This window comes from Zobellella endophytica, assembly GCF_003012775.1.
Taxonomy (GTDB): Bacteria; Pseudomonadota; Gammaproteobacteria; order Enterobacterales; family Aeromonadaceae; genus Oceanimonas; species Oceanimonas endophytica.
The window spans coordinates 755156-777910 of record NZ_PXYG01000001.1 but is presented as its reverse complement, the minus strand read 5'-3'; the positions used below and the strand labels follow the sequence as shown (position 1 = coordinate 777910).

At 59.7% G+C, this 22755-nt stretch carries 24 protein-coding genes, 3 tRNA genes and 1 pseudogene; 14 read left to right on the top strand and 14 right to left on the bottom strand.

Annotated features, from left to right (window positions below; all coding sequences use genetic code 11):
* Window positions 1-7 precede the first annotated feature (7 nt).
* From C7H85_RS03535 to C7H85_RS03515, 5 genes are all read right to left on the bottom strand, one after another.
* A tRNA-Val gene (locus tag C7H85_RS03535) sits at window positions 8-84 on the bottom strand.
* A gap of 38 nt (window positions 85-122) precedes the next feature.
* Window positions 123-199: transfer RNA gene (locus C7H85_RS03530), tRNA-Val, on the bottom strand.
* A 6-nt stretch (window positions 200-205) separates the two neighbouring features.
* Window positions 206-282 (bottom strand) — tRNA-Val (locus C7H85_RS03525).
* A 91-nt stretch (window positions 283-373) separates the two neighbouring features.
* A complete protein-coding gene (locus tag C7H85_RS03520) occupies window positions 374-1339 on the bottom strand; it encodes a DUF3080 family protein (protein ID WP_245879551.1) in 966 nt (321 codons plus the stop codon).
* Window positions 1340-1352: 13 nt separating this feature from the next.
* On the bottom strand, window positions 1353-2741 hold the full coding sequence (locus C7H85_RS03515) for an MATE family efflux transporter (RefSeq protein WP_106728305.1): 1389 nt from the start codon (window positions 2739-2741) through the stop codon (window positions 1353-1355).
* A gap of 162 nt (window positions 2742-2903) precedes the next feature.
* Here C7H85_RS03515 and C7H85_RS03510 point away from each other — a divergent pair, with 162 nt between their 5' ends.
* A complete protein-coding gene (locus C7H85_RS03510; RefSeq protein ID WP_106728304.1) occupies window positions 2904-3509 on the top strand; it encodes a riboflavin synthase subunit alpha in 606 nt (201 codons plus the stop codon).
* A 27-nt stretch (window positions 3510-3536) separates the two neighbouring features.
* Here C7H85_RS03510 and C7H85_RS03505 read toward each other — a convergent pair whose 3' ends face one another.
* From C7H85_RS03505 to C7H85_RS03495, 3 genes are read right to left on the bottom strand one after another with little or no spacing between them, the layout of a single operon-like run.
* Window positions 3537-3740, bottom strand: coding sequence for a CPXCG motif-containing cysteine-rich protein (locus tag C7H85_RS03505; protein WP_106728303.1), 204 nt, complete (start codon window positions 3738-3740; stop codon window positions 3537-3539).
* Window positions 3741-3767: 27 nt separating this feature from the next.
* On the bottom strand, window positions 3768-4514 hold the full coding sequence (locus C7H85_RS03500; RefSeq protein WP_106728302.1) for a pteridine reductase: 747 nt from the start codon (window positions 4512-4514) through the stop codon (window positions 3768-3770).
* Window positions 4515-4522: 8 nt separating this feature from the next.
* Window positions 4523-5386 (bottom strand): fructosamine kinase family protein, encoded by an 864-nt coding sequence (locus C7H85_RS03495; protein ID WP_106728301.1) that lies wholly within the window; start codon window positions 5384-5386, stop codon window positions 4523-4525.
* An 86-nt stretch (window positions 5387-5472) separates the two neighbouring features.
* On the opposite strand from C7H85_RS03495, the gene C7H85_RS03490 reads away from it, so the two are divergent.
* From C7H85_RS03490 to cobB, 9 genes are all read left to right on the top strand, one after another.
* Window positions 5473-5913, top strand: a complete 441-nt coding sequence (locus C7H85_RS03490; protein WP_106728300.1) for a tellurite resistance TerB family protein — start codon at window positions 5473-5475, stop codon at window positions 5911-5913.
* Window positions 5914-6105: 192 nt separating this feature from the next.
* Window positions 6106-8040 carry a threonine--tRNA ligase gene (thrS, locus tag C7H85_RS03485; RefSeq protein WP_106728299.1) on the top strand — a complete coding sequence of 645 codons (1935 nt, stop codon included), beginning with the start codon at window positions 6106-6108 and terminating at the stop codon, window positions 8038-8040.
* Window positions 8037-8579: a translation initiation factor IF-3 gene (gene infC, locus C7H85_RS03480; protein ID WP_106728298.1), complete on the top strand. Its 543-nt coding sequence runs from the start codon at window positions 8037-8039 to the stop codon at window positions 8577-8579. Before thrS ends, infC begins: the two co-directional genes overlap by 4 nt.
* A 77-nt stretch (window positions 8580-8656) precedes the next feature.
* Window positions 8657-8854, top strand: coding sequence for a 50S ribosomal protein L35 (gene rpmI, locus C7H85_RS03475; RefSeq protein WP_106728297.1), 198 nt, complete (start codon window positions 8657-8659; stop codon window positions 8852-8854).
* A gap of 14 nt (window positions 8855-8868) precedes the next feature.
* On the top strand, window positions 8869-9225 hold the full coding sequence (rplT, locus tag C7H85_RS03470; RefSeq protein WP_106728296.1) for a 50S ribosomal protein L20: 357 nt from the start codon (window positions 8869-8871) through the stop codon (window positions 9223-9225).
* 157 nt (window positions 9226-9382) lie between these two features.
* Entirely contained in the window at window positions 9383-10366 is a 984-nt protein-coding gene (gene pheS, locus C7H85_RS03465) for a phenylalanine--tRNA ligase subunit alpha (protein ID WP_106728295.1), read from the top strand.
* Between the two features lie 15 nt (window positions 10367-10381).
* Window positions 10382-12769, top strand: a complete 2388-nt coding sequence (gene pheT / locus C7H85_RS03460; RefSeq protein ID WP_106728294.1) for a phenylalanine--tRNA ligase subunit beta — start codon at window positions 10382-10384, stop codon at window positions 12767-12769.
* 4 nt (window positions 12770-12773) lie between these two features.
* Complete coding sequence (gene ihfA / locus C7H85_RS03455; protein ID WP_106728293.1) at window positions 12774-13079, top strand: integration host factor subunit alpha; 306 nt, start codon at window positions 12774-12776, stop codon at window positions 13077-13079.
* A gap of 107 nt (window positions 13080-13186) precedes the next feature.
* Window positions 13187-13906 (top strand): Sir2 family NAD+-dependent deacetylase, encoded by a 720-nt coding sequence (gene cobB, locus C7H85_RS03450; RefSeq protein WP_106728292.1) that lies wholly within the window; start codon window positions 13187-13189, stop codon window positions 13904-13906.
* Window positions 13907-14170: 264 nt separating this feature from the next.
* On the opposite strand, the gene C7H85_RS03445 is transcribed toward cobB, so the two are convergent.
* Genes C7H85_RS03445 through potA form a run of 4 tightly spaced genes read right to left on the bottom strand, consistent with a single transcriptional unit; the run spans window position 14171 to window position 17953 of the window.
* Window positions 14171-15220, bottom strand: coding sequence for an extracellular solute-binding protein (locus C7H85_RS03445; protein WP_106728291.1), 1050 nt, complete (start codon window positions 15218-15220; stop codon window positions 14171-14173).
* 1 nt (window position 15221) lies between these two features.
* On the bottom strand, window positions 15222-15989 hold the full coding sequence (gene potC, locus C7H85_RS03440) for a spermidine/putrescine ABC transporter permease PotC (protein WP_106728290.1): 768 nt from the start codon (window positions 15987-15989) through the stop codon (window positions 15222-15224).
* The gene (gene potB, locus C7H85_RS03435; RefSeq protein ID WP_106728289.1) at window positions 15982-16857 is read right to left on the bottom strand and encodes a spermidine/putrescine ABC transporter permease PotB; all 876 of its coding nucleotides are present in this window, start codon (window positions 16855-16857) and stop codon (window positions 15982-15984) included. The genes potC and potB overlap by 8 nt, the downstream gene beginning before the upstream one ends.
* Complete coding sequence (gene potA, locus C7H85_RS03430) at window positions 16844-17953, bottom strand: spermidine/putrescine ABC transporter ATP-binding protein PotA (protein ID WP_106728288.1); 1110 nt, start codon at window positions 17951-17953, stop codon at window positions 16844-16846. Before potA ends, potB begins: the two co-directional genes overlap by 14 nt.
* A gap of 224 nt (window positions 17954-18177) precedes the next feature.
* On the opposite strand from potA, the gene C7H85_RS03425 reads away from it, so the two are divergent.
* The gene (locus C7H85_RS03425; protein ID WP_245879550.1) at window positions 18178-18960 is read left to right on the top strand and encodes a DUF2189 domain-containing protein; all 783 of its coding nucleotides are present in this window, start codon (window positions 18178-18180) and stop codon (window positions 18958-18960) included.
* A complete protein-coding gene (locus tag C7H85_RS03420; protein WP_106728287.1) occupies window positions 18957-19556 on the top strand; it encodes a DUF2987 domain-containing protein in 600 nt (199 codons plus the stop codon). Before C7H85_RS03425 ends, C7H85_RS03420 begins: the two co-directional genes overlap by 4 nt.
* Before the next feature lie 24 nt (window positions 19557-19580).
* Here the strand turns inward: C7H85_RS03420 and ttcA are convergent, their stop codons facing one another.
* Complete coding sequence (gene ttcA, locus C7H85_RS03415) at window positions 19581-20507, bottom strand: tRNA 2-thiocytidine(32) synthetase TtcA (RefSeq protein ID WP_425445058.1); 927 nt, start codon at window positions 20505-20507, stop codon at window positions 19581-19583.
* 80 nt (window positions 20508-20587) lie between these two features.
* Entirely contained in the window at window positions 20588-21613 is a 1026-nt protein-coding gene (locus C7H85_RS03410; RefSeq protein WP_106728285.1) for a helix-turn-helix domain-containing protein, read from the bottom strand.
* 215 nt (window positions 21614-21828) lie between these two features.
* Here C7H85_RS03410 and C7H85_RS03405 point away from each other — a divergent pair.
* Both C7H85_RS03405 and C7H85_RS03400 read left to right on the top strand, forming a co-directional pair.
* A pseudogene (locus C7H85_RS03405) lies at window positions 21829-22165 on the top strand (DUF805 domain-containing protein).
* Between the two features lie 14 nt (window positions 22166-22179).
* Window positions 22180-22719, top strand: coding sequence for a hypothetical protein (locus C7H85_RS03400; RefSeq protein ID WP_106728284.1), 540 nt, complete (start codon window positions 22180-22182; stop codon window positions 22717-22719).
* Window positions 22720-22755: the final 36 nt, after the last annotated feature.

The following is a 22755-nucleotide window of genomic DNA, read 5'->3' as shown; positions in this document are numbered from 1 at the left end:
TCTGATTTGGTGCGTCCTAGTGGACTCGAACCACCGACCCCTACCATGTCAAGGTAGTGCTCTAACCAACTGAGCTAAGGACGCAAAATCTGGCATGTTGAGGTGTTGCCATCACCGCTAACTGGTGCGTCCTAGTGGACTCGAACCACCGACCCCTACCATGTCAAGGTAGTGCTCTAACCAACTGAGCTAAGGACGCAAAATCTGGTGCGTTCTAGTGGATTCGAACCACCGACCCCCACCATGTCAAGGTGGTGCTCTAACCAACTGAGCTAAGAACGCATGCTGCTGTCAGGCGCTGCGTATACTAGCCAAGGCCTTGGGCAGGGGCAAGCGTTTTTTCTTGCCGGGCAAACACCTGGAGAAGTATTGTTCAAGTCGGCGAAATATCGCACCGGGCCAGGAATTGCTGCCACAAACGGGCGTGCTCGAGGGTGAGCGAGCGATAGCGGGCATAAACCCGGCTGTCGAGTCCCTGGGCAAAATGGGCCTGGTAATCGGCGAGGGGAGGGTGCTGGATGAAACCGGGTGTCAGGGTGTGCTGCAGCAGGGGAGCCAGCCGGATGAACTGGCGATCGAGCTGGCTGAAGTAGGACTGGATCGCCTCGATATAGTAGTGCTGCATGGCATTGCGCAGGCGCTCGGCACTGCTCCTGTGTCTGGGGTGGCAGTCGAACTGCTCGAGTCGTTGCAGGAAGCCGATACTCTGGCTGAGGTAATGGCCGGCGGCGTGCAGGGAATAAAACAGCCGGCCGAGGTAATCATTGTTATAGAGCCCGCTCAGGGCCTGGTTCAACTCCCTGGGCTGCAGCGGCGAGGCTTCCGGACGACCCTGCGCCAGGCGCTGCAGCCGGTAAAACAGCTCGAAGGCAGCCAGGGTTTCATGGTATCCCGGTTGCTGATCCAGCCCGAGGGGACGGGCCCGGGGCATCAGGGCCGAGCGGATTTCCGGCTCGGCGATCATCATGTTCCAGTGATGGCCCGGGAGCTGGCGGGCCTTCTGGCGCCGGATCTGTTCGAGCCAGTCGAGCAGGGCCGGATCCTGGGTGGTGGCAAGGCACTGCTGCACGCCCTGTTGAAATTGCAGGTGATAAAGCAACAGGGCTGCGGCGCTCTGGCTTTTACCGACCGGGCTGTTGTGTTCACCGACCAGCCCCAGCAAACGGCACTCGCCCAGCTTCAGGGTATCGAGCAGGCCGGCGGTAACCCGGTCGTGTTGCCGTTGCAGCTCCCGTTGTGGTGGCAGCGGGGGTAGGGGGGGCGCGCTGCTGAGGGTAGGAGGCGCCACCTCCAGTACATTGGCCACCCGGGCCAGGTAGGTCTGGAACTGATGTTCCAACTCGCTCTGTGGACTACAGGCCGTCAACCAGAGGGAGATCAGCCCGACTGCGATTTTCCACCCGTTCATAAATAATGCGTAACCGCCATATCAACATCAATGCCGCTATGGACAAGCCTACCAGAAAACCTATCCAAAAACCGTGAGGGCCCATGGCCGGGACCAGCCAGTCGGTCAGCCCGAGGAGGATGCCGATCGGCAGGCCGCACAGCCAGTAGGCCACCACGGTGATATAGAAGATGATCTGGGTATCCTTGTACCCGCGCAGCGCGGCGGCGGCGATGACCTGGGCCGAGTCGGAAATCTGATACAGCGCCGCCAGCAACAGCAGGCTGGCGGCGAGCTCCAGCACGGCGGCGTTGTCGGTATAAATGGCGCCTATCCATTCCCGTCCGAGCAGGGTGGCCAGGGCGGTGAACACCGCCAGGATACAGCCGAAGGCGATGCCGGCGATGCTGGCCTCCTTCGCTTGCTTCGGTTGCCCTTCCCCCAGCCGATGGCCGACCCGGATGGTCAGCGCCATGCCCAGGCTCAGGGGCAGCATGAAGATCATGCTGGAGAAGTTGATGGCGATCTGGTGCCCCGCCACCACCTCGGATCCCAGCGGCGCCAGTAACAGCGCCACCACGGTGAAAAGGGTGACTTCGCAGAAGATGGCCATGGCGATGGGAAAACCCAGGCGGAAAATGCGGCCGATCTGGCGCCAGTCGGGTGCGGCAAGCCGGGCGAACAGGCGGAACCGGTGCAGCAGGGGAGAGCGCCGGGTATAGACGATCATGGCCAGCAGCATGGCCCAGAACACCAGGGCAGAAGCATAACCACACCCCACGCCGCCGAGCGCCGGTAACCCGAGCTTGCCGTGGATCAGGGCATAGTTGGCCGGCACGTTGACCCCCAGGCCGATAAAGCCGATCACCATGGTAGGCAGGGTATGGGACAGTCCCTCGCTGAAGTTGCGCAGCACCTGGTAAAAGGCATAGGCCGGCATACCCCAAAGGATGCCGTGCAGATAACCGGTGGTTTTCTCGGCCAGCACCGGCTCCACCCCCATCCAGTGCAGGGCCAGAGGCGAATAATAGAGGGCGAGCATGGCCGGCAGGGTCACCAGCAGGGTCAGCCAGAAACCCTGGTGTACGGCACCGGCGACCTCGCCATGGCGACGAGCCCCGTTGAGTTGCGATATGATAGGCGTCAGTGCCATCACCACCCCCTGCACCAGCAGGATAATGGGCAGCCAGAAACTGGTGGCCACCGCCACCGCGGCCATATCGGTGGCGCTGACCTGGCCGGCCATGACGGTATCGACAAAACTCATGGTGGTTTGGGCGATCTGAGCCACCAGTATGGGGCCGCACAACCTCAATAAATGAAATGTTTCGGCAAAGTAAGGCTTCAGGGCCATGTTATTCTCGCTTGGGATATGGAGTCATGTTGCCGGCATCCCGGAGCTGGCGTCCGGTAACGGGTGGAGGGCACACGAATATGCGGCAGATGTTGGGAATATAATCCGCTTCATGGCATTTCCCCAGTATCTTAAACTGACTTTTTAACATGGATAAGAATGATGTTCACCGGAATTGTACAAGGCCAGGGGACTCTGCTCGAGATCACCGATAAAACCGACTTTCGCACCCACATCATCCGCATGCCGTCGGCGCTGTTACCGGGATTGGCGTTGGGCGCCTCGGTAGCCCACAATGGCTGCTGCCTGACCGTGACCCGTATCGAGGGAGACAGGGTCAGCTTCGATCTGATGGTGGAAACCCTGCGGGTGACCAACTTGGGACTGTTGCTGCCCGGAGACAAGGTCAACCTCGAACGGGCGGCCCGTTTTGGCGACGAAATCGGCGGCCACGCCATGTCCGGCCATATCATGGCACAAAGCGCCTTGCTCGAGCGGCTGGAAACGGGCACCAACACCACGCTGTGGTTCGCGTTGCCGACCAATCTTGCCAAGTATGTGTTCAGCAAGGGCTATATTGGCATCGACGGCATCAGCCTGACCATCGGTGAGGTTCGCCCGGATCGTTTTGCGGTTCATCTGATCCCGGAAACCCTGGCTCGCACCAACCTGGGAGAGATGGCGCCGGGATTGAGGGTCAATATCGAAATCGACCCGCAAACCCAGGCCATCGTTGATACGGTGGAACGGGTGATGGCGAATCGCTGATATTATGCCAACATACAATGGTTGATTTTAAAAATACTGCTCGTCATCGGCATCGACGCCAACTTCAACCGCATCGGTTAGTTCGTTACGTCGCACTGTGAGATGGATAGAGTTACAGCAGGCCATGCAGTCTTCATAGTAGTCCTGCTCCCCTTCCGAGGCATCTACCACGATACGGGTATGGTGACCGCAATGGGGGCACACGATATTTTGCTCAAAATAGTCACGCATCGGCAGATCCTTACTAAGAGGAGGCCGTCAGGCCTCGCATAATCCCCGGCTCGAGCGCCCGCCATCGAGGGCGATGATCTGGCCGGTCAGGTAGCCGGGGCCGTCGAGCAGGAAGGCGGCGGTTTCGGCTATTTCCCGAGGCTGCCCCAGTCGTCCCATGGGAATGGAGTCCAATACCGCCTGTTTCTGCTCTCCACTCAGTGCATGGGCCGGCCATAGTATGGCACCCGGGGCAACGCCGTTGATACGGACTTCCGGTGCCAGCTCTTCCGCCAGCCCCCTGGTCAGGGTAGCGAGGGCATTCTTGGCCATGCTGTAGATCAGGTGATGGCGCAGTCCTTTTTCCGCATGAATATCCACCAAGTTGACGATGGCCCCCTTGTTGGCCTTCAGTGCCGGAGCCAGTGACTGGATCAGGAAGTAGGGCGCGGCGGCGTTGGCGGCCATCAGGTCCTGCCACTGGGCCGGGGTGCCTTCGCCAAACGGTGTGGCGTAAAAGCTGGAAGCATTGTTGATCAGGCCGTCGAGACGACCGAAACAGCACAGCACCTTATCAGCCAGCTCCGGCAGTTCATCGAGCCGGGTCAAATCCTGGCAAAGCAGGCGCACGCTGTCGGGCCGCTCGGCGTTCAGCTCGTTGGCCAGCACCGTGGCGGCCTGTTCACTCTGGTGGTAATGCAGTATTAGGCGATAGCCTTTGCGATGAAGAAAGCGGCTGAGTTCTGCGCCGATGCGCTTGGCCGCGCCGGTAATAAACACCACGGGTGAGGGCATAATGTCTCCTAATGGGCGATAACGTGGTACAGGCAGTCCTTGGCCTGCTCAACATAAGGTTCACCGAAGTGATTAACATGATTCAGCAAGTGATACAGATTATAGATTTCCCGCCGCTCGGTATAGCCTTCTTCTAGTGGCCAGACCGCTTCGTAGCCCCGATAGAATACTTGTGGAAACTGGCCAAACAACTCGCTCATGGCGATATCCGTCTCCCGATCGCCAAAATAGCTGGCGGGATCGAACAGCACGCCGGCATGGTCACAGAAGGCGAGGTTGCCGCGCCAGAGGTCCCCGTGCAGCAAGGCTGCCCTCGGATGGTGATTGGCCAGGCGCATCTTGATGGCGCCGATGATCTCCTCGATATCGCCGAAGCGGATGCCCTTCTCCTCCAGCAGTTTCAGCTGCCAACCGATGCGTTGTTCGGCGAAGAAGGTCGACCACTTCTTGTGCCAGGCATTGGGTTGCACGCAGGTCCCGAGAAAATTATCCTCATCCCAGCCGTACACCGGCTGGTTGTGGCTCAGGTGCAGATGGGCCAGCTGGCGGCCGAGCATATGCCAGTCCTGCTCATCCGCCGGGCCGAACTCAAGGTATTCCAGTACCAGGAAGCTGATGGTGGGGGTGGTGCCGCAACAGATCGGCTGGGGGATCTGCAGGGTCTGGGTACGGTAGAGGTGTTCCAGGCTGTTCCATTCACAGCGGAACATATCCAGCTTGGCACGGTCATTTAACTTAACAAAGTAGCTCTTATAGCCATCGGTAATTCGGAATGCCTGGTTGATATCGCCGCCGGCCAGCGGCTTTTTGTCGAAGATACTGAAATCGGTACCGGTTGCTTCCGAGATCTGACTGGCGATAATCTGCCACATAACGCCTCCGCTGACGCTTGGTTTGTCAACAGTATAGGCCATGTCTACGCGGACAAAGTTGCCCAACGAGCAAAATTGGAGCGGGTATGATCGATCGACTGAAAAAATGGCTTGATGGAGCCAAACCACCGGAAACCATCGAGCTGTCTGAAGAAATTGCCGTGGCGGCCCTGCTTACCGAAGTCATGCTGGCGGATGGCGCGGCAAGCCGAGCAGAACAGCAGCGTATGGAGCAACTGCTGGCCCGGCTGTTTGGTCAGTCCCAGGACGTGGTACACGACTGGCTGGAACAGGGGAGGGCCCAGCAGCAGGAGTCGGTTTCGCTCTATGAGTTTACCTCCCGCCTGAAGGCCCTGCCGATGGGACAGCGCGAAAACATCCTCCATGCGCTGTGGCTGATCGCCTTTACCGACGACCAACTGGACCCGTTGGAAGAGGCGGTGATTCGCCAGACCGCCGACCTGCTCTACATTCCCCACAGTCGCTTTATCCAGCTGAAACACCGGGCCGAAGGCCAGGGGTCATAATCGGCCCGCGGCCATGGCGGGAAAGCGCGATTTCTGCTAGAGTCTGGCGCCTTCAACCTGTGCCGCCGGGTAGCACCGTAAGGCGTGCCAGACTGGCAAGGTAAAGCCAGATGGTTGAAGCCGTCGTGAATTTTTCATTTTCATACACTACATGTGCACTTTGGTAGGGTGCACCACTGTTAAGGACACTTCATGCCGACAATTACTCTTCCCGATGGCAGCCAACGCCATTTTGAACAGGCCGTTTCCGTACTGGACGTGGCGCAGGATATCGGTGCCGGTCTGGCCAAGGCCTGTATCGCCGGGCGCGTCGATGGCGAGCTGGTGGACGCCTGCGAGCCGATCAATCAGGATGCCGAGCTGGCCATCATCACCGCCAAGGATCAGGAGGGGCTGGAGATCATCCGCCATTCCTGTGCCCACCTGCTGGGTCACGCCATCAAGCAACTGTGGCCCCAGACCAAGATGGCCATCGGCCCGGTGATCGACAACGGCTTCTATTACGATGTGGATCTCGACCACACCCTGACCGAAGAAGACATCGCCAGGCTGGAAGCGCGTATGCTGGAGCTGGCCAAGACCGAGTATCCGGTGATCAAGAAGAAGGTCAGCTGGCAGGACGCGCGGGACACCTTCGCCCGGCGGCACGAGCCCTACAAGATCGAAATCCTGGATCAGAATGTCAGTCAGCACGACAAGCCCGGCCTCTATCATCACGAAGAGTACATCGACATGTGCCGGGGGCCGCACGTGCCCAACATGCGTTTCTGCCAGCACTTCAAGCTGCAGAAAGTGTCCGGTGCCTACTGGCGCGGCGATTCCAGGAACAAGATGCTGCAGCGCATCTACGGTACTGCCTGGGCTGACAAGAAGGCGCTCAAGGGTTACCTGACCCAGCTGGAAGAGGCCGCCAAGCGTGATCACCGCAAAATCGGCAAACAGCTCGACCTCTATCATATGCAGGAAGAAGCGCCGGGCATGGTGTTCTGGCACCACGATGGCTGGACCATCTTCCGCGAACTGGAGCACTTCGTGCGTGACAAACTGCGCGAATACCAGTACGAAGAGGTCAAGGGCCCCTTTATGATGGACAGGGTGCTGTGGGAAAAATCGGGGCACTGGGACAAATATGCCGAAAACATGTTCACCACCAGCTCCGAAAACCGGGAATATGCCATCAAGCCGATGAACTGCCCGGGGCACGTGCAAATCTTCAACCAGGGCCTCAAGTCCTACCGGGATCTGCCGTTGCGCATGGCGGAATTCGGCTGTTGCCACCGCAACGAGCCGAGTGGTGCCCTGCACGGCCTGATGCGGGTGCGCGGCTTTACCCAGGATGATGCCCATATCTTCTGTACCGAAGAGCAAATCCAGCAAGAAGTCTCCGCCTGTATCCGCATGGTGTACGACACTTATGGTACCTTCGGCTTTACCAACATCGCGGTCAAGCTGTCGACCCGGCCGGAAAAACGCATCGGCAGCGACGAGATCTGGGACAAGGCGGAGCTGGCCCTGGAAGAGGCGCTCAAGGCCAATGACATCGCCTTCGAACTACAGCCGGGTGAAGGGGCTTTCTACGGTCCCAAGATCGAGTTCACCCTGCATGACTGCCTGAACCGGGCTTGGCAATGCGGTACCGTCCAGCTCGACTTCGCGCTGCCCGGTCGCCTGGGTGCCAGCTATGTGGGCGAAGACAACGAGCGCCATGTGCCGGTGATGATCCACCGCGCCATCCTGGGCTCCATCGAGCGGTTTATCGGCATCCTTATCGAGGAATATGCCGGCCTGTTCCCCGCCTGGCTGGCTCCCACCCAGGTGGTGGTGCTCAACATTACCGACAATCAGGCCGACTACGCCCTGAAATTGGCTAACAGTTTGAATAATGTTGGCATTCGGGCCAAAGCGGACTTGAGAAATGAGAAGATTGGCTTTAAAATCCGCGAGCATACTCTGAAGCGGGTACCTTTCATGCTGGTTTGCGGCGATAAAGAAGTCGAAGCCGGCCAAGTAGCGGTTCGTACCCGGAAAGGACAGGATCTCGGCACCTTCGACGTAGAAGAGCTGACCCGGCTGATACAGCAGGAGATCCTTACTCGCGGTAAGAAAACAGTGGAGGATAGGTTATAAAAGGCGCTAAAAAAGGGGGCAAACCGGCTCCCCGCAATCGACTGAATGAAGAAATCCGACTGAAAGAAGTCCGTCTGGTCGGCCTGGAAGGCGAAGCATTAGGCATTGTGTCCATCAATGAGGCACTCGAAGCCGCCGCCGGCGCAGGTGTAGACCTGGTGGAAATCAGTCCCAATGCCGAGCCGCCCGTTTGCCGTATCATGGATTACGGCAAGTTCCTCTACGAGAAGAGCAAGGCTACCAAGGAACAAAAGAAAAAGCAGAAACAAATCCAGGTCAAGGAAATCAAATTCCGGCCCGGTACCGATGAAGGCGACTATCAGGTAAAACTACGCAACCTGGTTCGCTTTTTGGAAGAGGGTAACAAAGCCAAGGTCACGCTGCGGTTCCGCGGTCGTGAAATGGCGCACCAGGAACTCGGTTTCGATTTGCTCAACCGTATCAAGGCGGATCTGGACGAATTGGCCGTGGTCGAGGCCTTCCCCAAGCTGGAAGGTCGTCAGGCCGTCATGGTGCTTGCCCCGAAGAAAAAACAGTAAGGCCCTTGCAAGTAGTCGGGCAACCGAGTTGCCCGGCTCGCCTTGCTGTTTGTTGTCATTAACAATGCGGAGTTTTTATGCCGAAAATGAAATCGAACAAAGGCGCTGCCAAGCGCTTCAAGAAAACCGGCTCCGGTGGCTTCAAGCGCAAGCAGTCCCACCTGCGTCACATCCTCACCAAGAAAAGCACCAAGCGCAAGCGCCATCTGCGCGGTAAGTGTCTGGTGGCCGCGTCTGACGTCGCCCAGATCAAATCCATGCTGCCGACTGCTTAAGAGGAGAGTGAACAATGCCAAGAGTTAAACGTGGTGTTACTGCCCGCGCTCGTCACAAGAAAGTACTGAAGCAGGCCAAAGGTTATTACGGTGCCCGTTCACGCGTCTATCGCGTCGCGGTCCAGGCAGTAACCAAAGCCGGTCAATATGCTTACCGTGACCGCCGTCAGAAAAAACGTCAGTTCCGTCAACTGTGGATCGCCCGTATCAACGCGGCGGCTCGTCAGAACGGTCTGTCCTACAGCCGCTTCATCGATGGCCTGAAAAAAGCCTCCGTTGAAATCGATCGCAAGATCCTGGCTGACATCGCCGTACACGACAAGACCACCTTCGCCGCTTTGGTTGCCAAAGCCAAAGAAGCCCTGGTTTAAGTCGCTCGGACGAATAAATAAAGAAGGAGGCTCCGGCCTCCTTTTTTGTTGGCCCCGGACCGGCTCAATGGTAGCAGGGAAGGGGCATTTCCTTTATTATCAAGGCCTTTCAAATTATTCAGTGTCCGGTTTATCGCGGGCAAGTAACGAGGAATACATGGATCAGCTGGAAGACGTGATCGTCAAAGCACAGGCGGAGATCCAGGCTGCCGCCAACGCCGTCGAACTGGATGAAATCCGGGTTCACTATCTGGGCAAAAAGGGGATTTTTACCGAGCAATCCAAGGCGCTGGGCAAGTTGTCCGCCGAAGAGCGCCCGGCCGCGGGCCAGGCCATCAATCACGCCAAGCAGGCGGTGAGCGATGCCCTCAACAGCAAGCGCGAGGCCTTGCAACTGGCAGAGCTGAACCAGAAGCTGGCGTCAGAGACCCTGGACATCACCCTGCCCGGACGCCGTCAGTCGGCCGGTGGCCTGCATCCGGTGAGCCGCACCATCAAGCGCATCGAATCCTTCTTTGGTGAGCTCGGCTTCCAGGTGGCGGAAGGCCCCGAAATCGAGGACGATTTCCACAACTTCGATGCCTTGAACATTCCGGCGCACCATCCGGCCCGCACTGATCACGATACTTTCTACTTCAATCCGGAACTGATGCTGCGCACCCACACCTCGGGCGTGCAGATCCGTACGATGGAGCAGCAGCAGCCACCGCTGCGCGTTATCGCCCCGGGTCGGGTCTACCGCAACGACTACGATCAGACCCACACCCCCATGTTCCACCAGGTGGAAGGACTGCTGGTCGACGAGAATGTCAGCTTCACCCAACTGAAGGGCGTGCTGCACGATTTCCTCAACAATTTCTTCGAGGAAGATTTGCAAATCCGCTTCCGTCCCTCCTATTTCCCCTTTACCGAGCCCAGCGCCGAAGTGGACGTGATGGGCAAAAACGGCAAATGGCTGGAAGTACTGGGCTGCGGCATGGTGCACCCCAACGTGTTGCGCTCCGTGGGCATTGATCCCGAGCGTTACAGCGGCTTCGCCTTCGGCATGGGGGTCGAGCGTCTGACCATGCTGCGTTACGGCGTCAACGATTTGCGCGCCTTCTTCGAAAATGATCTGCGTTTTCTCAAGCAATTCCGGTAAGCGGCAGGAGCAATAATGAAATTTTCAAAATCATGGCTGGATGAGTGGGTCGATACCGGCCTGGACGCCGAGGCTCTTGCCGAGCAGATCACCATGGCCGGCCTGGAGGTCGACGGCATCGAGCCGGTGGCGGGCACCTTCGACCAGGTGCTGGTGGGCGAAGTGGTCGAGTGCGGCCAGCACCCGGATGCGGACAAGCTGAGGGTGACCAAGGTCAATGTGGGCGGTGACGAGCTGCTCGACATCGTCTGTGGCGCGCCCAACTGCCGCCTGGGCCTGAAGGTGGCGGTGGCGGTAGTCGGTGCCGTGTTGCCCGGCGATTTCACCATCAAGAAAGCCAAGCTGCGTGGCCAACCTTCCCACGGCATGCTCTGCTCCTACGGCGAGCTGGGTATCGATGTGGACTCGGATGGCATTATCGAGCTGCCCGCCGATGCCCCCATCGGCACCGAGGTGCGCGACTACCTCAAACTTGATGACGTCACCATCGAGGTGGATTTGACCCCCAACCGCGCCGACTGCCTGAGCATGGCGGGGCTGGCCCGGGAAGTGGGCGTGCTCAACCGGCAGGACGTGAACTGGCCCGAGATCCCGGCGGTACCCGCCAGCATCGATGACCGGGTCGAGATCCGGCTGGAGGCGACCGCCGCTTGCCCGCGTTACCTGGGCCGGGTGGTGAAGAACATCGACGTCGGCGCCGAGACCCCGGCCTGGATGCAGGAAAAGCTGCGCCGCAGCGGTATCCGCAGCATCGATCCGGTGGTAGACATCACCAACTTCGTGTTGCTGGAATGGGGCCAGCCGATGCATGCCTTCGATCTGGCCCGTCTCGACGGCGGCATCGTGGTTCGCCAGGCGGATCAGGGCGAGAAGCTGACCCTGCTCGACGGCAACGAAGTCAGCCTGAACGGCGATACGTTGGTGATCGCCGACAACGCCAAGGCCGTGGCCATGGCCGGCATCTTCGGTGGCGAGGCCACCGGGGTGAACGAGCATACCCGCGACGTGCTGCTGGAATGCGCCTTCTTCAGCCCGCTGGCGATCACCGGCCGGGCCCGCAGCTACGGCCTGCATACCGACTCCTCCCACCGCTTCGAGCGGGGCGTGGACTACCGGCTGCAACGCAAGGTGATGGAGCGGGCCACCGCCCTGTTGCTGGAGATCTGCGGCGGTGAAGCCGGCCCGGTGGTGGAGGCGGTATCCGAGGTGGACCTGCCCGGGGCGGCCACCGTCACCCTGCGCCACGAAAAACTCAACCGCTTGATCGGTATCGATATTCCCGCCGCCCAAGTGACCGACATGCTGATCCGCCTGGGGCTGGACGTCACCCCGACCAGCGAAGGCTGGCAGGTAGTGGTGCCGAGCTATCGCTTCGACATCGGCATCGAGGAAGATCTGGTGGAAGAGGTGGCCCGTATCTACGGCTACAACCGGATTCCCGATCTGGCGCCAGTGGCCGGCCTGACCATGTCCTCGCACCGCGAGGGCAGGCTACCGCTGAACCGGCTGAAGGACGCCTTGGTGGATCTCGGCTATCAGGAGGCCATCACCTACAGCTTCGTGGACCCGGAGCAACAGCGCTTGCTGTTCCCCCAGGCCGAGCCGCTGGTGTTGCCCAACCCCATCGCCGCCGACATGTCCGCCATGCGGGTGTCGCTGTGGCCGGGCCTGATCCAGGCGGCCGTTTACAACCAGAATCGCCAGCAGTCGCGGTTGCGCCTGTTCGAGCAGGGGCTGACCTTCATCCCCGATGAAGCCGCCGAGAACGGTGTGCGCCAGACGCCGGTACTGGCCGGCCTGCTGCTCGGCCCGGTGGTGGACGAGCACTGGGACATGGCCGACAGAGGCGTGGACTTCTTCGATCTCAAGGGCGATGTGGAAAGCCTGCTGGCCCTGACCGCGGACGAGCTGAGTTTCTCGTTTTCCCGTACCGATGTCGTGGCCCTGCACCCGGGTCAATCCGCGACTCTCTCGCGTCACGGCAAGCCGGTCGGTCTGCTCGGCGCCGTGCACCCCAGCCTGCTGCGCAAGCTGGGGCTCAAGTCCCAGGCCTATGTGTTCGAAGTCGAACTGACCGCCCTGACCGAGCGGGCGGTACCAGACGCGGGCGATATATCCCGCTTCCCGGCCAACCGCCGCGATCTGGCACTGGTGGTCGAGCTGTCGGTCGCTGCCGGCGATATCCTTGATTTAGTTAGGAAAGTTGGCGGAGATCAATTGGTTGGCATAAACTTGTTCGATGTATACCAAGGACAAGGTATTGCCGACGGCAAGAAGAGCCTGGCGCTCAGCTTGGTGTTGCAGGATACCCAACGGACTTTGGAAGAGAAGGAAATTGCCGACACGGTGGCCCGTATCGTGTCCGCGCTTTCCGTAGAGTTTAATGCTTCCTTGAGGGACTGAGCGTATGGCGTTAACCAAGGCCGACATAGCAGAACATTTGTTCACTGAGCTTGGCATGAGTAAACGTGATGCCAAGGAGATGGTTGAGGCATTTTTCGAAGAAATTCGCACCGCGCTGGAGCAGGGTGAACAGGTCAAGATTTCCGGTTTCGGCAATTTTGAATTGCGTAACAAGGGGGAGCGCCCCGGGCGCAACCCCAAGACCGGGGAGGATATTCCCATTTCGGCCAGGCGGGTGGTGACCTTTCGTCCCGGCCAGAAATTGAAGGCCAGGGTGGAAAACGCCGCATCGTTCGACGATCCGCAGTAAGCGACAAAGCCAGGTACAGTGCCTGGCTTTTTGCTTTTAGACCAAGGCAGCATTGGCCAGCGTCCGGGATGCTGTTAGCCTAAGTAGCAAGACAGAGCAGCAGAGGCGTGCAACAGGTGCGCAAAGGCAATATTGTTATCCTGACCGGTGCCGGTGTCTCAGCCGAATCCGGTATCAAAACCTTTCGGGCCAGCGATGGCCTGTGGGAAGAGCACCGTATCGAGGATGTGGCCACTCCCGAAGGTTATCAACGGGATCCCGAGCTGGTGCACGGTTTCTACAATGCCCGCCGGGCGCTGTTGCAGACGGTGGAACCCAACGCCGCCCACCACGCCTTGGCCCGGCTGGAGGCGGAGTGGCCGGATGAAGTAACCCTGGTTACCCAGAATATCGACGATCTGCACGAGCGGGCCGGCAGCCGCAACGTGCTGCACATGCACGGCGAGCTGCTCAAGGCCCGTTGCCCCCATTCCAACCAGACGGTGACCTGGACAGGGCCGCTGCACCACACGGATCTGTGCCATTGCTGCCAGTTTCCCGAGCCGCTCAGGCCGCATGTGGTGTGGTTTGGAGAGATGCCGTTGCTGCTCGATCGCATCTATCAGGCTCTGAGCGAAGCCAGCCTGTTCATCGCCATCGGTACTTCCGGCAACGTCTACCCCGCCGCCGGTTTCGTACACGAAGCGGCGATGCACAATGCCCATACCATCGAAATCAACCTGGAGCCGAGCCAGGTCAACAATCACTTCGACGAACACCGCTATGGCCCGGCCACCCGGATGGTGACCGCCTATGTGGAGGAGCTGCTGGCGGGCCGGAAAAAATAATAAAAATCCCGCATCATGCGGGATTTCAGACTGCCGACAGCACTTCAGGCAACACCCATGCCAAAACAGGCGGGTAAAGGGAACGGCTCCGCCGACCGGCACATGCCAGGGATGGCATGTGCCGAGCGTCACAAGGATGTGCTTGCAGTGTGTCGGCGGAGTTGGCCCTTTGGCCGACTCATACCGGTAAAACAGACGACGTTGTCATCCACTTGAAAGCCCGCATCATGCGGGCTTTGATCGTTATGGGGGAGGGGACGGTCCTCAGTTGGAGCGCAGTCGTACCCAGTGCTCTTCGTAGACCGCGAGCACCTCGTCACCCAGATCGTCCTGGAAGTGGCCCTTGGCCACGATGTCGCCGGAGGGGAACAGCACCTGGTTGTCGGCCACCTCGGCGGGCAGCAGGGCCTTGGCACCCTGGTTGGGCACGGCGATGCCCAGTTCCTGGATGATCCGGGCGGCGATCTCCGGGCGCATCAGGAAATCGATGAACTGGTGCGCGGCGTCCACCGACTTGGCGTTGGCGGGGATGGCGGCGCTGTCCACCCAGAAGATGGCGCCTTCTTCCGGGTACACGTATTCCAGTGGCATGCCGTCCTGCTGGGTCTTGTAGGCCTGGTCGCTCCAGATAAGGCCGAGCGACACCTCACCGGCCACGTAGGGCATGCGCGGGTTGTCGGAGTTGTACAACAGCACGTTGTCCTGCAATGTCACCAGCTTGTCGTAGGCGGCCTTGATCTCGGCCGGCTCGCGGCTGTTGGCGGAATGGCCCAGGGTCAGCAGCGCCATCTGGAAGTTTTCGCGGATGTCGTCGGTCAGCATCAGCTGGCCCTGCCACTGGCCGCTCCACAGATCCTGCCAGGACGTGATCTCGGCGTCGGCCAGCTCGTCCCGATTGACGGCGATGGCGGTGCTGCCGAAGGCGTAGGGCACGCTGAAGCGGTTGCCCGGATCGAATTCCCGGTCCAGCAGGCTCGGCTCCAGTTGCTCCAGGTGAGGAAGCTTGCTCTTGTCGAGGGGGGTGAGCATCCCTTCCCGGGCCATCTTGCTCAGCATGTAACTGGAAGGAAAGATCAGATCGTAGCTTTCGCTGGCACCGCTGGTCTGCAGCAGCTTCAGCTTGGCATAGAGCGCCTCGTTGGAGTCGAAGGTGGCGTAATCCACCCGGACCCCGGTTTCCTTGGTGAAGTCGGTCAGTACGCTGTCGGGCAGGTATTCGGCCCAGGCGTAGACGGACAGACGATCATTGGCCTGCGCCACCAGGGGCAGGCTGGCGGCCACCGCGATGGCCAGAGGACGGAACCAGGATTGCATATCAGCGTTTATCCCTTAACAAAAGTTGAGACGTCACCACCAGCACCAGCGATACCGCCAGCATGATGGTGGCCAGGGCGTTGACCTCGGGGGACACGCCCACCTTGACCATGGAATAGATTTTCAGCGGCAGGATCTCGTAGGCCGGTCCGGTCACGAAGGAGCTGACGATCACATCGTCCAGGGACAAGGTGAAGCTCAGCAGCCAACCGGCGGCGATGGCGGGCCTGGCCAGCGGGAAAATAATCTTCCTGAAGGTCACTAACTCACTGGCACCCAGATCCTTGGCGGCTTCCAGCATGCGCAGGTCGAACCCCTTGAGGCGTGAATAGACGGTGATCACCACAAAGGGAAGACAGAAGGTGATGTGGGCGAACAACAGCGACCAGAAGCCGAGCGAAATGCCCAACACCACGAACAGGGCCAGCAGCGAGATGGCCATGACGATGTCCGGTGACATCATCACCACGAACAGCATACCGCCGACGAAGCCCTTGCCGCGGAAGCGGTAGCGGTACAGGGCCACCGCCGCCAGGGTGCCGATCAGGGCGGCGAAGGTGGCCGACACCAGGGCGACGGTCACCGAGTGGCGGGCTGCCTCCATCAGGCCGGCGTTGTTGACCAGACGGACATACCAGTCGAAGGTGAAGCCGTCCCAGCGGATGCCGAAGCGGGAGCGGTTGAAGGAGTTGGCGATCAGCACCCCGATGGGGATGTACAGATAGGCGAACACCAGCAGCAAAAAGCCGCCCTTGAACCAGTTAGTCATCGATGGATACCTTCTTGTTCAGCAGCTTGCTTGCCCGGTAGTAGACGAAGATCAGGGCCGCCATCAGCACCGTCAGGGTCACGCTGGTGGCCGAGCCGAAGGGCCAGTCGCGGATGTTGAGGAACTGGGTCTTGATGATGTTGCCTATCAGCAGGTTCTTGGCGCCGCCCAGCAGATCCGAGATATAGAACATGCCCATGGCCGGCAGGAATACCAGCAGGCAGCCGGCCACGATGCCGGGCATGGTGAGCGGCACTATCACCCGCACGAAGCGCGCCAGGGCGTCGGCGCCCAGATCCCGGGCCGCCTCCAGCAACCGGCCGTCCAGCTTGTCGATGGCGGCGTACAGGGGCAGCACCATAAAGGGCAGCAGCAGGTAGACCAGGCCGATGATCACCGCCACTTCGGTGAACATGATGCGCAGCGGCTGGTCGATCAGGCCGAGTCCGAGCAGGGCATGGTTGAGCAGCCCCTTGGTGCCCAGCACCACCTTGAGCGCATAGGTGCGGATCAGTGAATTGGTCCAGAACGGCACTATCACCAGAAACAGCAGGAAGGGCCGCCAGCGCGCCGGCAGCTGTGCGATGATAAAGGCGAAGGGGTAGCCTACCAGCAGACACAGCAGGGTGGCGGTGCCGGCCATCAACACCGAGTGCCACAGTACCTGGAAATACAGGGGATCGAACAGCCGGCCGTAGTTGTCCAGGCTGAACACCAGGCTCACCAGGCTGGCGTGATCCCGGGTCAGGAAGCTGGTGCCGATGATCATCAGGTTGGGCATGAACACGAACAGCAGCAGCCACCCCACGATCAGGCTGACCGCCAGGTTGCGGAACAGATTGGCGTGAACCCCCTTAGTGCTGTTCATAGGGCAGGACCACCTCCCAGCGGTCGACCCAGTGGATGTCCACCTGCTGGCCGATGGAATAGTCGAAGTCGGGGTCGTCCTCGTCGAAAAATTCGGAGATCAGCACCTGCTGGCCGGAGGCCAGCGCCACCAGGGAGTCCAGGGTGGCGCCCTTGTAGTGGCGATCGATAATGCGCCCGGGCACCCCTTCGGAGGGCGCCTCGGCACCGCGTGTCTTCATGCGCAGATCTTCGGGGCGCAGCAGCACGCACACCTTGTCGCCGGCGTTAAAGGGGTACTGGCTGTGCACCAGGCAGTGGCGCCCTTCCACCCGGGCGTGCCAGGCGCCGGTCGCGTCGGCGGGGGCCAGCAGTTCGCCGTCCATGATGTTGATTTCACCGATGAACTTGGCCACGAACAGGTTGGCAGGAGACTCGTAGATCTCCTTGGGGGCACCGTTCTGCACCACCTTGCCGCCCTGCATCACCACGATGCGATCGGACATGGACAGGGCCTCTTCCTGATCGTGGGTGACGAACACGAAGGTAATGCCGAGCCGGCGTTGCAGCTGTTTGAGCTCGGTTTGCATCTGCTTGCGCAGCTTGTAGTCGAGGGCGCTCAGGGATTCGTCGAGCAACAGCACCTTGGGCCGGTTGACCACGGCCCGGGCGATGGCGATACGCTGTTGCTGGCCGCCGGACAGCTGGTGGGGATAGCGGTTGGCCATCTGTTCGAGCTGCACCATCTTCAGCGCTTCCATTACCCGGGGACGGATCTGTGCCGCCGGTACCTTCTGCATGCGCAGGCCGAAGGCCACGTTGTCGAAAATGGACATATGGGGAAAGAGGGCATAGCTCTGGAACACGGTGTTGACATGACGCTGCTCGGCTGGCACCTGGCTGACGTCTTCACCCGCCAGCATGATCCGTCCCGCATCGACCACTTCCAGCCCGGCGATCAGGCGCAGTACCGTGGTCTTGCCACAACCGGACGGGCCCAGGATGGTGAGGAATTCGCCGTCATAAATGGATAAATCCAGGTTTTCTATGATAGTTTTGCCGTCGAATTGTTTGCTGATGCCGGTCAGGGAGACGATGGGTGTGTTGTGTTCGGCCATTTGCCCTTATTCACCTCGATGAAAACGCGCCGCGTTCTGCCAATAAAATGAGCGCGCATTCTAGACTTCGCCCCCGGTAAATCAAAGTGAATTTTTGTCGTCGGAACATGTTGATTTACTGTTTCTATGCCGGCAGAAATCCCCAAATTTTATAATGGCTTAGCATGCTGTCCCGAGCGCCGTCATCCGCTATAATGGCGCCACCCTAGGAAAGAGAATGCACTATGAATGAACCACGATTTACCCGGCTGCAGCGTTCGCTGGAGCAGGGGTTTGCACTGGCGCCGAAAGCGGTATTCCAGGAAGCCTGGCAACGCATCTATGGCGCCAAGATGCCGATACTGCTGGCCGCCATCGGGGTGGTCGGCTGCTGGTTGCTGTTGAACCAGCTGCTGGTGATGGTCACCGGCAAAGGAGACGAAAACATGTGGAGCTCCAGCCTGCTGGGGTTGCTGATTTCCATGATCATGGCGCCGATGAGCGGCGGCCTGGACATGATGGGTATTCACCGGGCCGCCGACCGGCCGATCCGGCCCAACCAGATCTTCGATTATTTCCGTTACCTGCTGCCGTTGGCCCTGGCCAGCATGATCATGGGGCTCATTACCAGCCTGTTCCTGCCCCTGGGCCAGAGCCTGGGGCTGCCGCCCATGCTGGCAATGCTGCCGACCCTGATCCTGAGCGTGGCGCTGATGTTCACCTTTCCGCTGATCCTGGAAAAGAGGCTGTCGCCGCTGCAGGCGATACTGACCTCGTTGCGGCTCTTTGCCCGCCAGTGGCTGGCGATGGTGCTGATCCACATGCTGCTGGTGCTGTTCTTCATGGCGGCGGTGATGAGCTTCGGCATCGGCCTTATCTGGGTGGCGCCGCTGTACATCGTGGTGAAGGGTATCATCTACCGGGAGGCCTGCGGCATCGAAGGTGCCCCCGACCAGGCTCGGTCCCATGACGACGATGCCGGCCATGGCGGTCCTTCTTCCCGGCCCGGAGATCATTTCGAAGCATGACGTATTTACCGATACTGGCGGCGCTGGCCCTGGCCGCAGCACCTTTGCGGGCCGCCCCCCTGACCCTGGGCTACAGCGGCTTTTACAAACACATGGAAACGGTGGCCAAGGCCGAGGTGCAGGAAGCCGAGCTCGGCTTTTACCTGAGCCGGACCGACGGCGACGGCCTGTGCCGCATCGAGGGTGGCGGGGTGTGGGTGGCCGGCGAGCGCCGGGGAACCGTGGTGGTACTGCCCCATGGCCAGTTCACCCTGCCGTTCGACAAGCAGCTGGATCTGGACAAGGCGGTGGTGCAACTCGAGCTCGACCGCCCCGAGCAGTGCGATATATCCATCCAGATCCAGGCCGACCTGGCGGGCGGGGACATTCCCATGGCGCAGCTGCGCCAGGTGCGGGAAGAAATGCATACCCTGCTGCAGAAAATGGCCGGCTGGCCCGGAAAATACTTCGTGCCCGAGCTGAAAGGGCTGCACCTCTATCCGGCGGAGCCGGGAGCCACCCTGGATGGAGCCGACCGGCTGGAGCTGGATGAGGTGGCCCTGGCACGCGAGCAGCGTTTGCGGCTGCCGGCGGTCAGGATCACCCCCTGGTTGTAAAAAAAGGCGCCGTCGGCGCCTTTTTCATTTCAGTTCGATGATCTGCAGCCGTTCTCCCGGCTCGGCGACGGGCTCGTCGTCGTCTTCCACGCTAAAACGCGGCGCCACCTCGGGTTTGTCGAAGGCGATGTCGCCACCGTCGATCACCCCGGAATCCCGGTCGACGCCCTTGAAGTCGAACAGCCGGTGATCCAGCAGGTGCGAGGGCACCAGGTTCTGCAGCGAGCGGAACATGCTCTCGATGCGGCCGGGAAAGCGTTTGTCCCAGTCCTGCAGCATGGTCTTGATCGCTTGGCGTTGCAGGTTCTCCTGGGAGCCGCACAGGTTGCAGGGAATAATGGGGAAGGCCCTGGCCTCGGCGTAGCGCACCAGATCCTTTTCCTTGCAGTAGGCCAGGGGGCGGATCACCACATGCTTGCCGTCGTCGCTCACCAGCTTGGGCGGCATCGACTTCAGGGTGCCGCCGTAGAACATGTTGAGCAGCAGGGTCTCCAGGATGTCGTCCCGGTGGTGGCCGAGGGCGATTTTGGTCGCCCCCAGTTCGGTGGCTGTGCGGTACAGGATGCCCCGGCGCAGGCGGGAGCACAGGGAACAGGTGGTCTTGCCTTCGGGGATCTTGTCCTTGACGATGGAATAGGTGTCTTCCTCGACGATCTTGTAGTCCACCCCCAGCTCGTCCAGGTAGGCCGGTAGTACATGCGCGGGAAAGCCGGGCTGTTTCTGATCCAGGTTGACCGCGACGATGTCGAAGCGGATGGGGGCATGGGCCTGCAGGTTGCGCAGTATGTCGAGCAGGGCGTAGCTGTCCTTGCCACCGGACAGGCAGACCATGACTTTGTCGCCCTCTTCAATCATGTTGAAGTCGGCGATGGCTTCGCCCACGTGGCGACGCAGCCGCTTCTGCAGCTTGTTGAAGTTGTACACTTGCTTGGCAGTTTGAACTGACATGATAACCCCGGCCAAAAAAACTGGGGCTATTATAGTGACTGGCGCCCCGAGGGCAAGGTGCCAGTGGCGGGTCTATGACCTGCTCAAGGCTCAGATACCGGAGCCTGACGACGAAAGGCGCTCGGCGTCTGTCCGGTTACCCGGCTGAACTCGCGGTTAAAATTGGACTTCGTCTGGAAGCCGGAATTGAGATACACCTGAGTAATGCTTTCATCACTGGTCAGCAGGCGTTCTTTGGCATGTTCAATCCGGTATTCGTTGAGCACCTTGGAAAGATTACGGCCGTGAACTTGATTCACGGCCATTGAAATCTGCCGTGCCGGAATGGTCAGTTTTCGTGACAGGCGACCCAGGGTTAAATCCGGGTCGAGAAACGCCTGCTTTTCACGCAGCAGCGTATCCAGTTTAGCGATGATCGCGTTGGCTTCGCCAGCGCTGAGTACGGCTTGTGTGGGTGGCTCAGGCTCGGATGGTGCGCTTTCAGCCGCTCCGCTCGGTTGAGTACTCTGGCTGACCATCACCACCACCAGGGCCAGGGTCGGTAACAGCAAGGTGTAACCGACAGCGAGAATATACATGGCATGAGCACCGTCATAGCGGGCAAAATCCAGTGTCAGTGCGCCATCGATACCGGCCGAGAACAGCAACATACCGCCCGCTACCCACTCGGCATATTTCACCCATTCTACATCCGACAAACGCACTTCCGATGCCATGGTGCCTGACGAGCGAAGCAGCGCAATACCGTAACCGACGTAGAGCATCGTCAGTATCAGATCCAGAGGGGCATGCCAGTAGGGATAACCCAGCGAACCGGCCGCCACGACGATCGGGCCCGACCAGTGCAGTGGCGACAGTCGCCCCGGTTGATGGGCCCGGCTGAAGCAGTACCACGCCGCCAAGGGTACCAGGGCGGCACAGACCGGCTGCAACATGCGGAATATCGCCATATCCAGTGTCCATCGAAGTCCGACGATGGCGGTTGTCAAGGCGCACAGTGCGGCGAACAGACTGGGCGACTTTCCTTCCTGGGACGGTTTCATCCACAACATGATCGCCAGTAAAAACAGCAGCAGTGAGACAACAAAAGGCAGGGGAATAGCGATCATGACGTTTCCATTTTATCGGCAAAGTTCCTTAACCGGGCTGTATCAAGCCTAACCATTTCAATGTATTCCGAGAAGTGTTCAATGTCCTGAAACCTGTTTTAGGAGGTCCTGAAACCGGCTCAAGGACGCCGGAACGCTGCGGTTGCGCCATCGTCAACGTGTCCGCCTCCCAAGTTCGTGGCGTGAAGCGTGAAGTTTCAGCGAGGAGATAACTAATGAAGTGGTATTGGCAGGCCTGGCAACTGAGCCTGGTCTTTTCAGGCCGGGCATCACGCCGGGCGTTCTGGATGTTCTTTCTGGTTAACCTGCTTATCAGCGTGGCGTTGGTGGCGCTGGAGATTGGCAGTGGCGCTCCGGCCTGGGTGGAGATTGCCTACAGCATCGCCAGTTTTGTCCCGCTTATAGCCGTGACGGTGCGCCGTCTGCACGATACCGGACGCTGGCTGGTGGGCGGCGATGTTTTTTGTCCCGGTGATCGGCATCATCGCATTGCTGCTGATGTTGGCGCAACAAGGTGATCCACGAACCAACGTATATGGCATGGCTTTATAACAGGAGGAAAGACGATGAAATCAGCCGGTGTCATTTCAGGGATCCTGCTTTCTCTGCACAGCTCTTTGGCCATAGCGCAAGAGGCGTTATCCAACCTCTTGTCCGTCGATGTCGAGGGGGTGGTGGTGATTCCGACCATTGCGGAAGGCCGTTTGCTCTATCTGCACGGTATCGCCGGAGAAGGAGTCTACATCAGCCGCAACGATGCGGGAGAGCTCTGTATGGTGAAGCCGCTGCACATAGTGGCGGGCAACGTTGAAGAGGGGGGGATCCGCATTCATGAAACCGGGCCTTTGACATTGCGTATCTACAGTGATCGGATTTCTGCGACGCTGAAGCAAGGAGAGCAGGTGACCAGCGAAAAGCTGCGCGTGACCGATAAGGAGGACGACAGCAGCAGCGATGTGGTGATTGAAAATGGCATGAGTCGTCAGATGCATTTCATCCTCAATCCACGCCGAAAATGGACATCCTGGCTACGTGGCGAAAGGCCTAAATCCAGCTGTAAAACGGTAACAGAGGAGGAAATTGCACGGCTGTCGAGTACACGCTGATGCCCGCGAAGGTAAACGGAGTGGCGCCGTCGGCCT

Excerpts from the sequence above, each read along its gene's own strand:
- C7H85_RS03515 (WP_106728305.1), bottom strand. The coding sequence starts at position 2,741 with ATGGCCCTGAAGCCTTACTTTGCCGAAACATTTCATTTATTGAGGTTG.
- C7H85_RS03510 (WP_106728304.1), top strand. The coding sequence starts at position 2,904 with ATGTTCACCGGAATTGTACAAGGCCAGGGGACTCTGCTCGAGATCACC.
- C7H85_RS03505 (WP_106728303.1), bottom strand. The coding sequence starts at position 3,740 with ATGCGTGACTATTTTGAGCAAAATATCGTGTGCCCCCATTGCGGTCAC.
- C7H85_RS03500 (WP_106728302.1), bottom strand. The coding sequence starts at position 4,514 with ATGCCCTCACCCGTGGTGTTTATTACCGGCGCGGCCAAGCGCATCGGC.
- C7H85_RS03495 (WP_106728301.1), bottom strand. The coding sequence starts at position 5,386 with ATGTGGCAGATTATCGCCAGTCAGATCTCGGAAGCAACCGGTACCGAT.
- C7H85_RS03490 (WP_106728300.1), top strand. The coding sequence starts at position 5,473 with ATGATCGATCGACTGAAAAAATGGCTTGATGGAGCCAAACCACCGGAA.
- thrS (WP_106728299.1), top strand. The coding sequence starts at position 6,106 with ATGCCGACAATTACTCTTCCCGATGGCAGCCAACGCCATTTTGAACAG.
- rpmI (WP_106728297.1), top strand. The coding sequence starts at position 8,657 with ATGCCGAAAATGAAATCGAACAAAGGCGCTGCCAAGCGCTTCAAGAAA.
- rplT (WP_106728296.1), top strand. The coding sequence starts at position 8,869 with ATGCCAAGAGTTAAACGTGGTGTTACTGCCCGCGCTCGTCACAAGAAA.
- pheS (WP_106728295.1), top strand. The coding sequence starts at position 9,383 with ATGGATCAGCTGGAAGACGTGATCGTCAAAGCACAGGCGGAGATCCAG.
- pheT (WP_106728294.1), top strand. The coding sequence starts at position 10,382 with ATGAAATTTTCAAAATCATGGCTGGATGAGTGGGTCGATACCGGCCTG.
- ihfA (WP_106728293.1), top strand. The coding sequence starts at position 12,774 with ATGGCGTTAACCAAGGCCGACATAGCAGAACATTTGTTCACTGAGCTT.
- C7H85_RS03445 (WP_106728291.1), bottom strand. The coding sequence starts at position 15,220 with ATGCAATCCTGGTTCCGTCCTCTGGCCATCGCGGTGGCCGCCAGCCTG.
- potC (WP_106728290.1), bottom strand. The coding sequence starts at position 15,989 with ATGACTAACTGGTTCAAGGGCGGCTTTTTGCTGCTGGTGTTCGCCTAT.
- potB (WP_106728289.1), bottom strand. The coding sequence starts at position 16,857 with ATGAACAGCACTAAGGGGGTTCACGCCAATCTGTTCCGCAACCTGGCG.
- potA (WP_106728288.1), bottom strand. The coding sequence starts at position 17,953 with ATGGCCGAACACAACACACCCATCGTCTCCCTGACCGGCATCAGCAAA.
- C7H85_RS03425 (WP_245879550.1), top strand. The coding sequence starts at position 18,178 with ATGAATGAACCACGATTTACCCGGCTGCAGCGTTCGCTGGAGCAGGGG.
- C7H85_RS03420 (WP_106728287.1), top strand. The coding sequence starts at position 18,957 with ATGACGTATTTACCGATACTGGCGGCGCTGGCCCTGGCCGCAGCACCT.
- C7H85_RS03410 (WP_106728285.1), bottom strand. The coding sequence starts at position 21,613 with ATGATCGCTATTCCCCTGCCTTTTGTTGTCTCACTGCTGCTGTTTTTA.
- C7H85_RS03400 (WP_106728284.1), top strand. The coding sequence starts at position 22,180 with ATGAAATCAGCCGGTGTCATTTCAGGGATCCTGCTTTCTCTGCACAGC.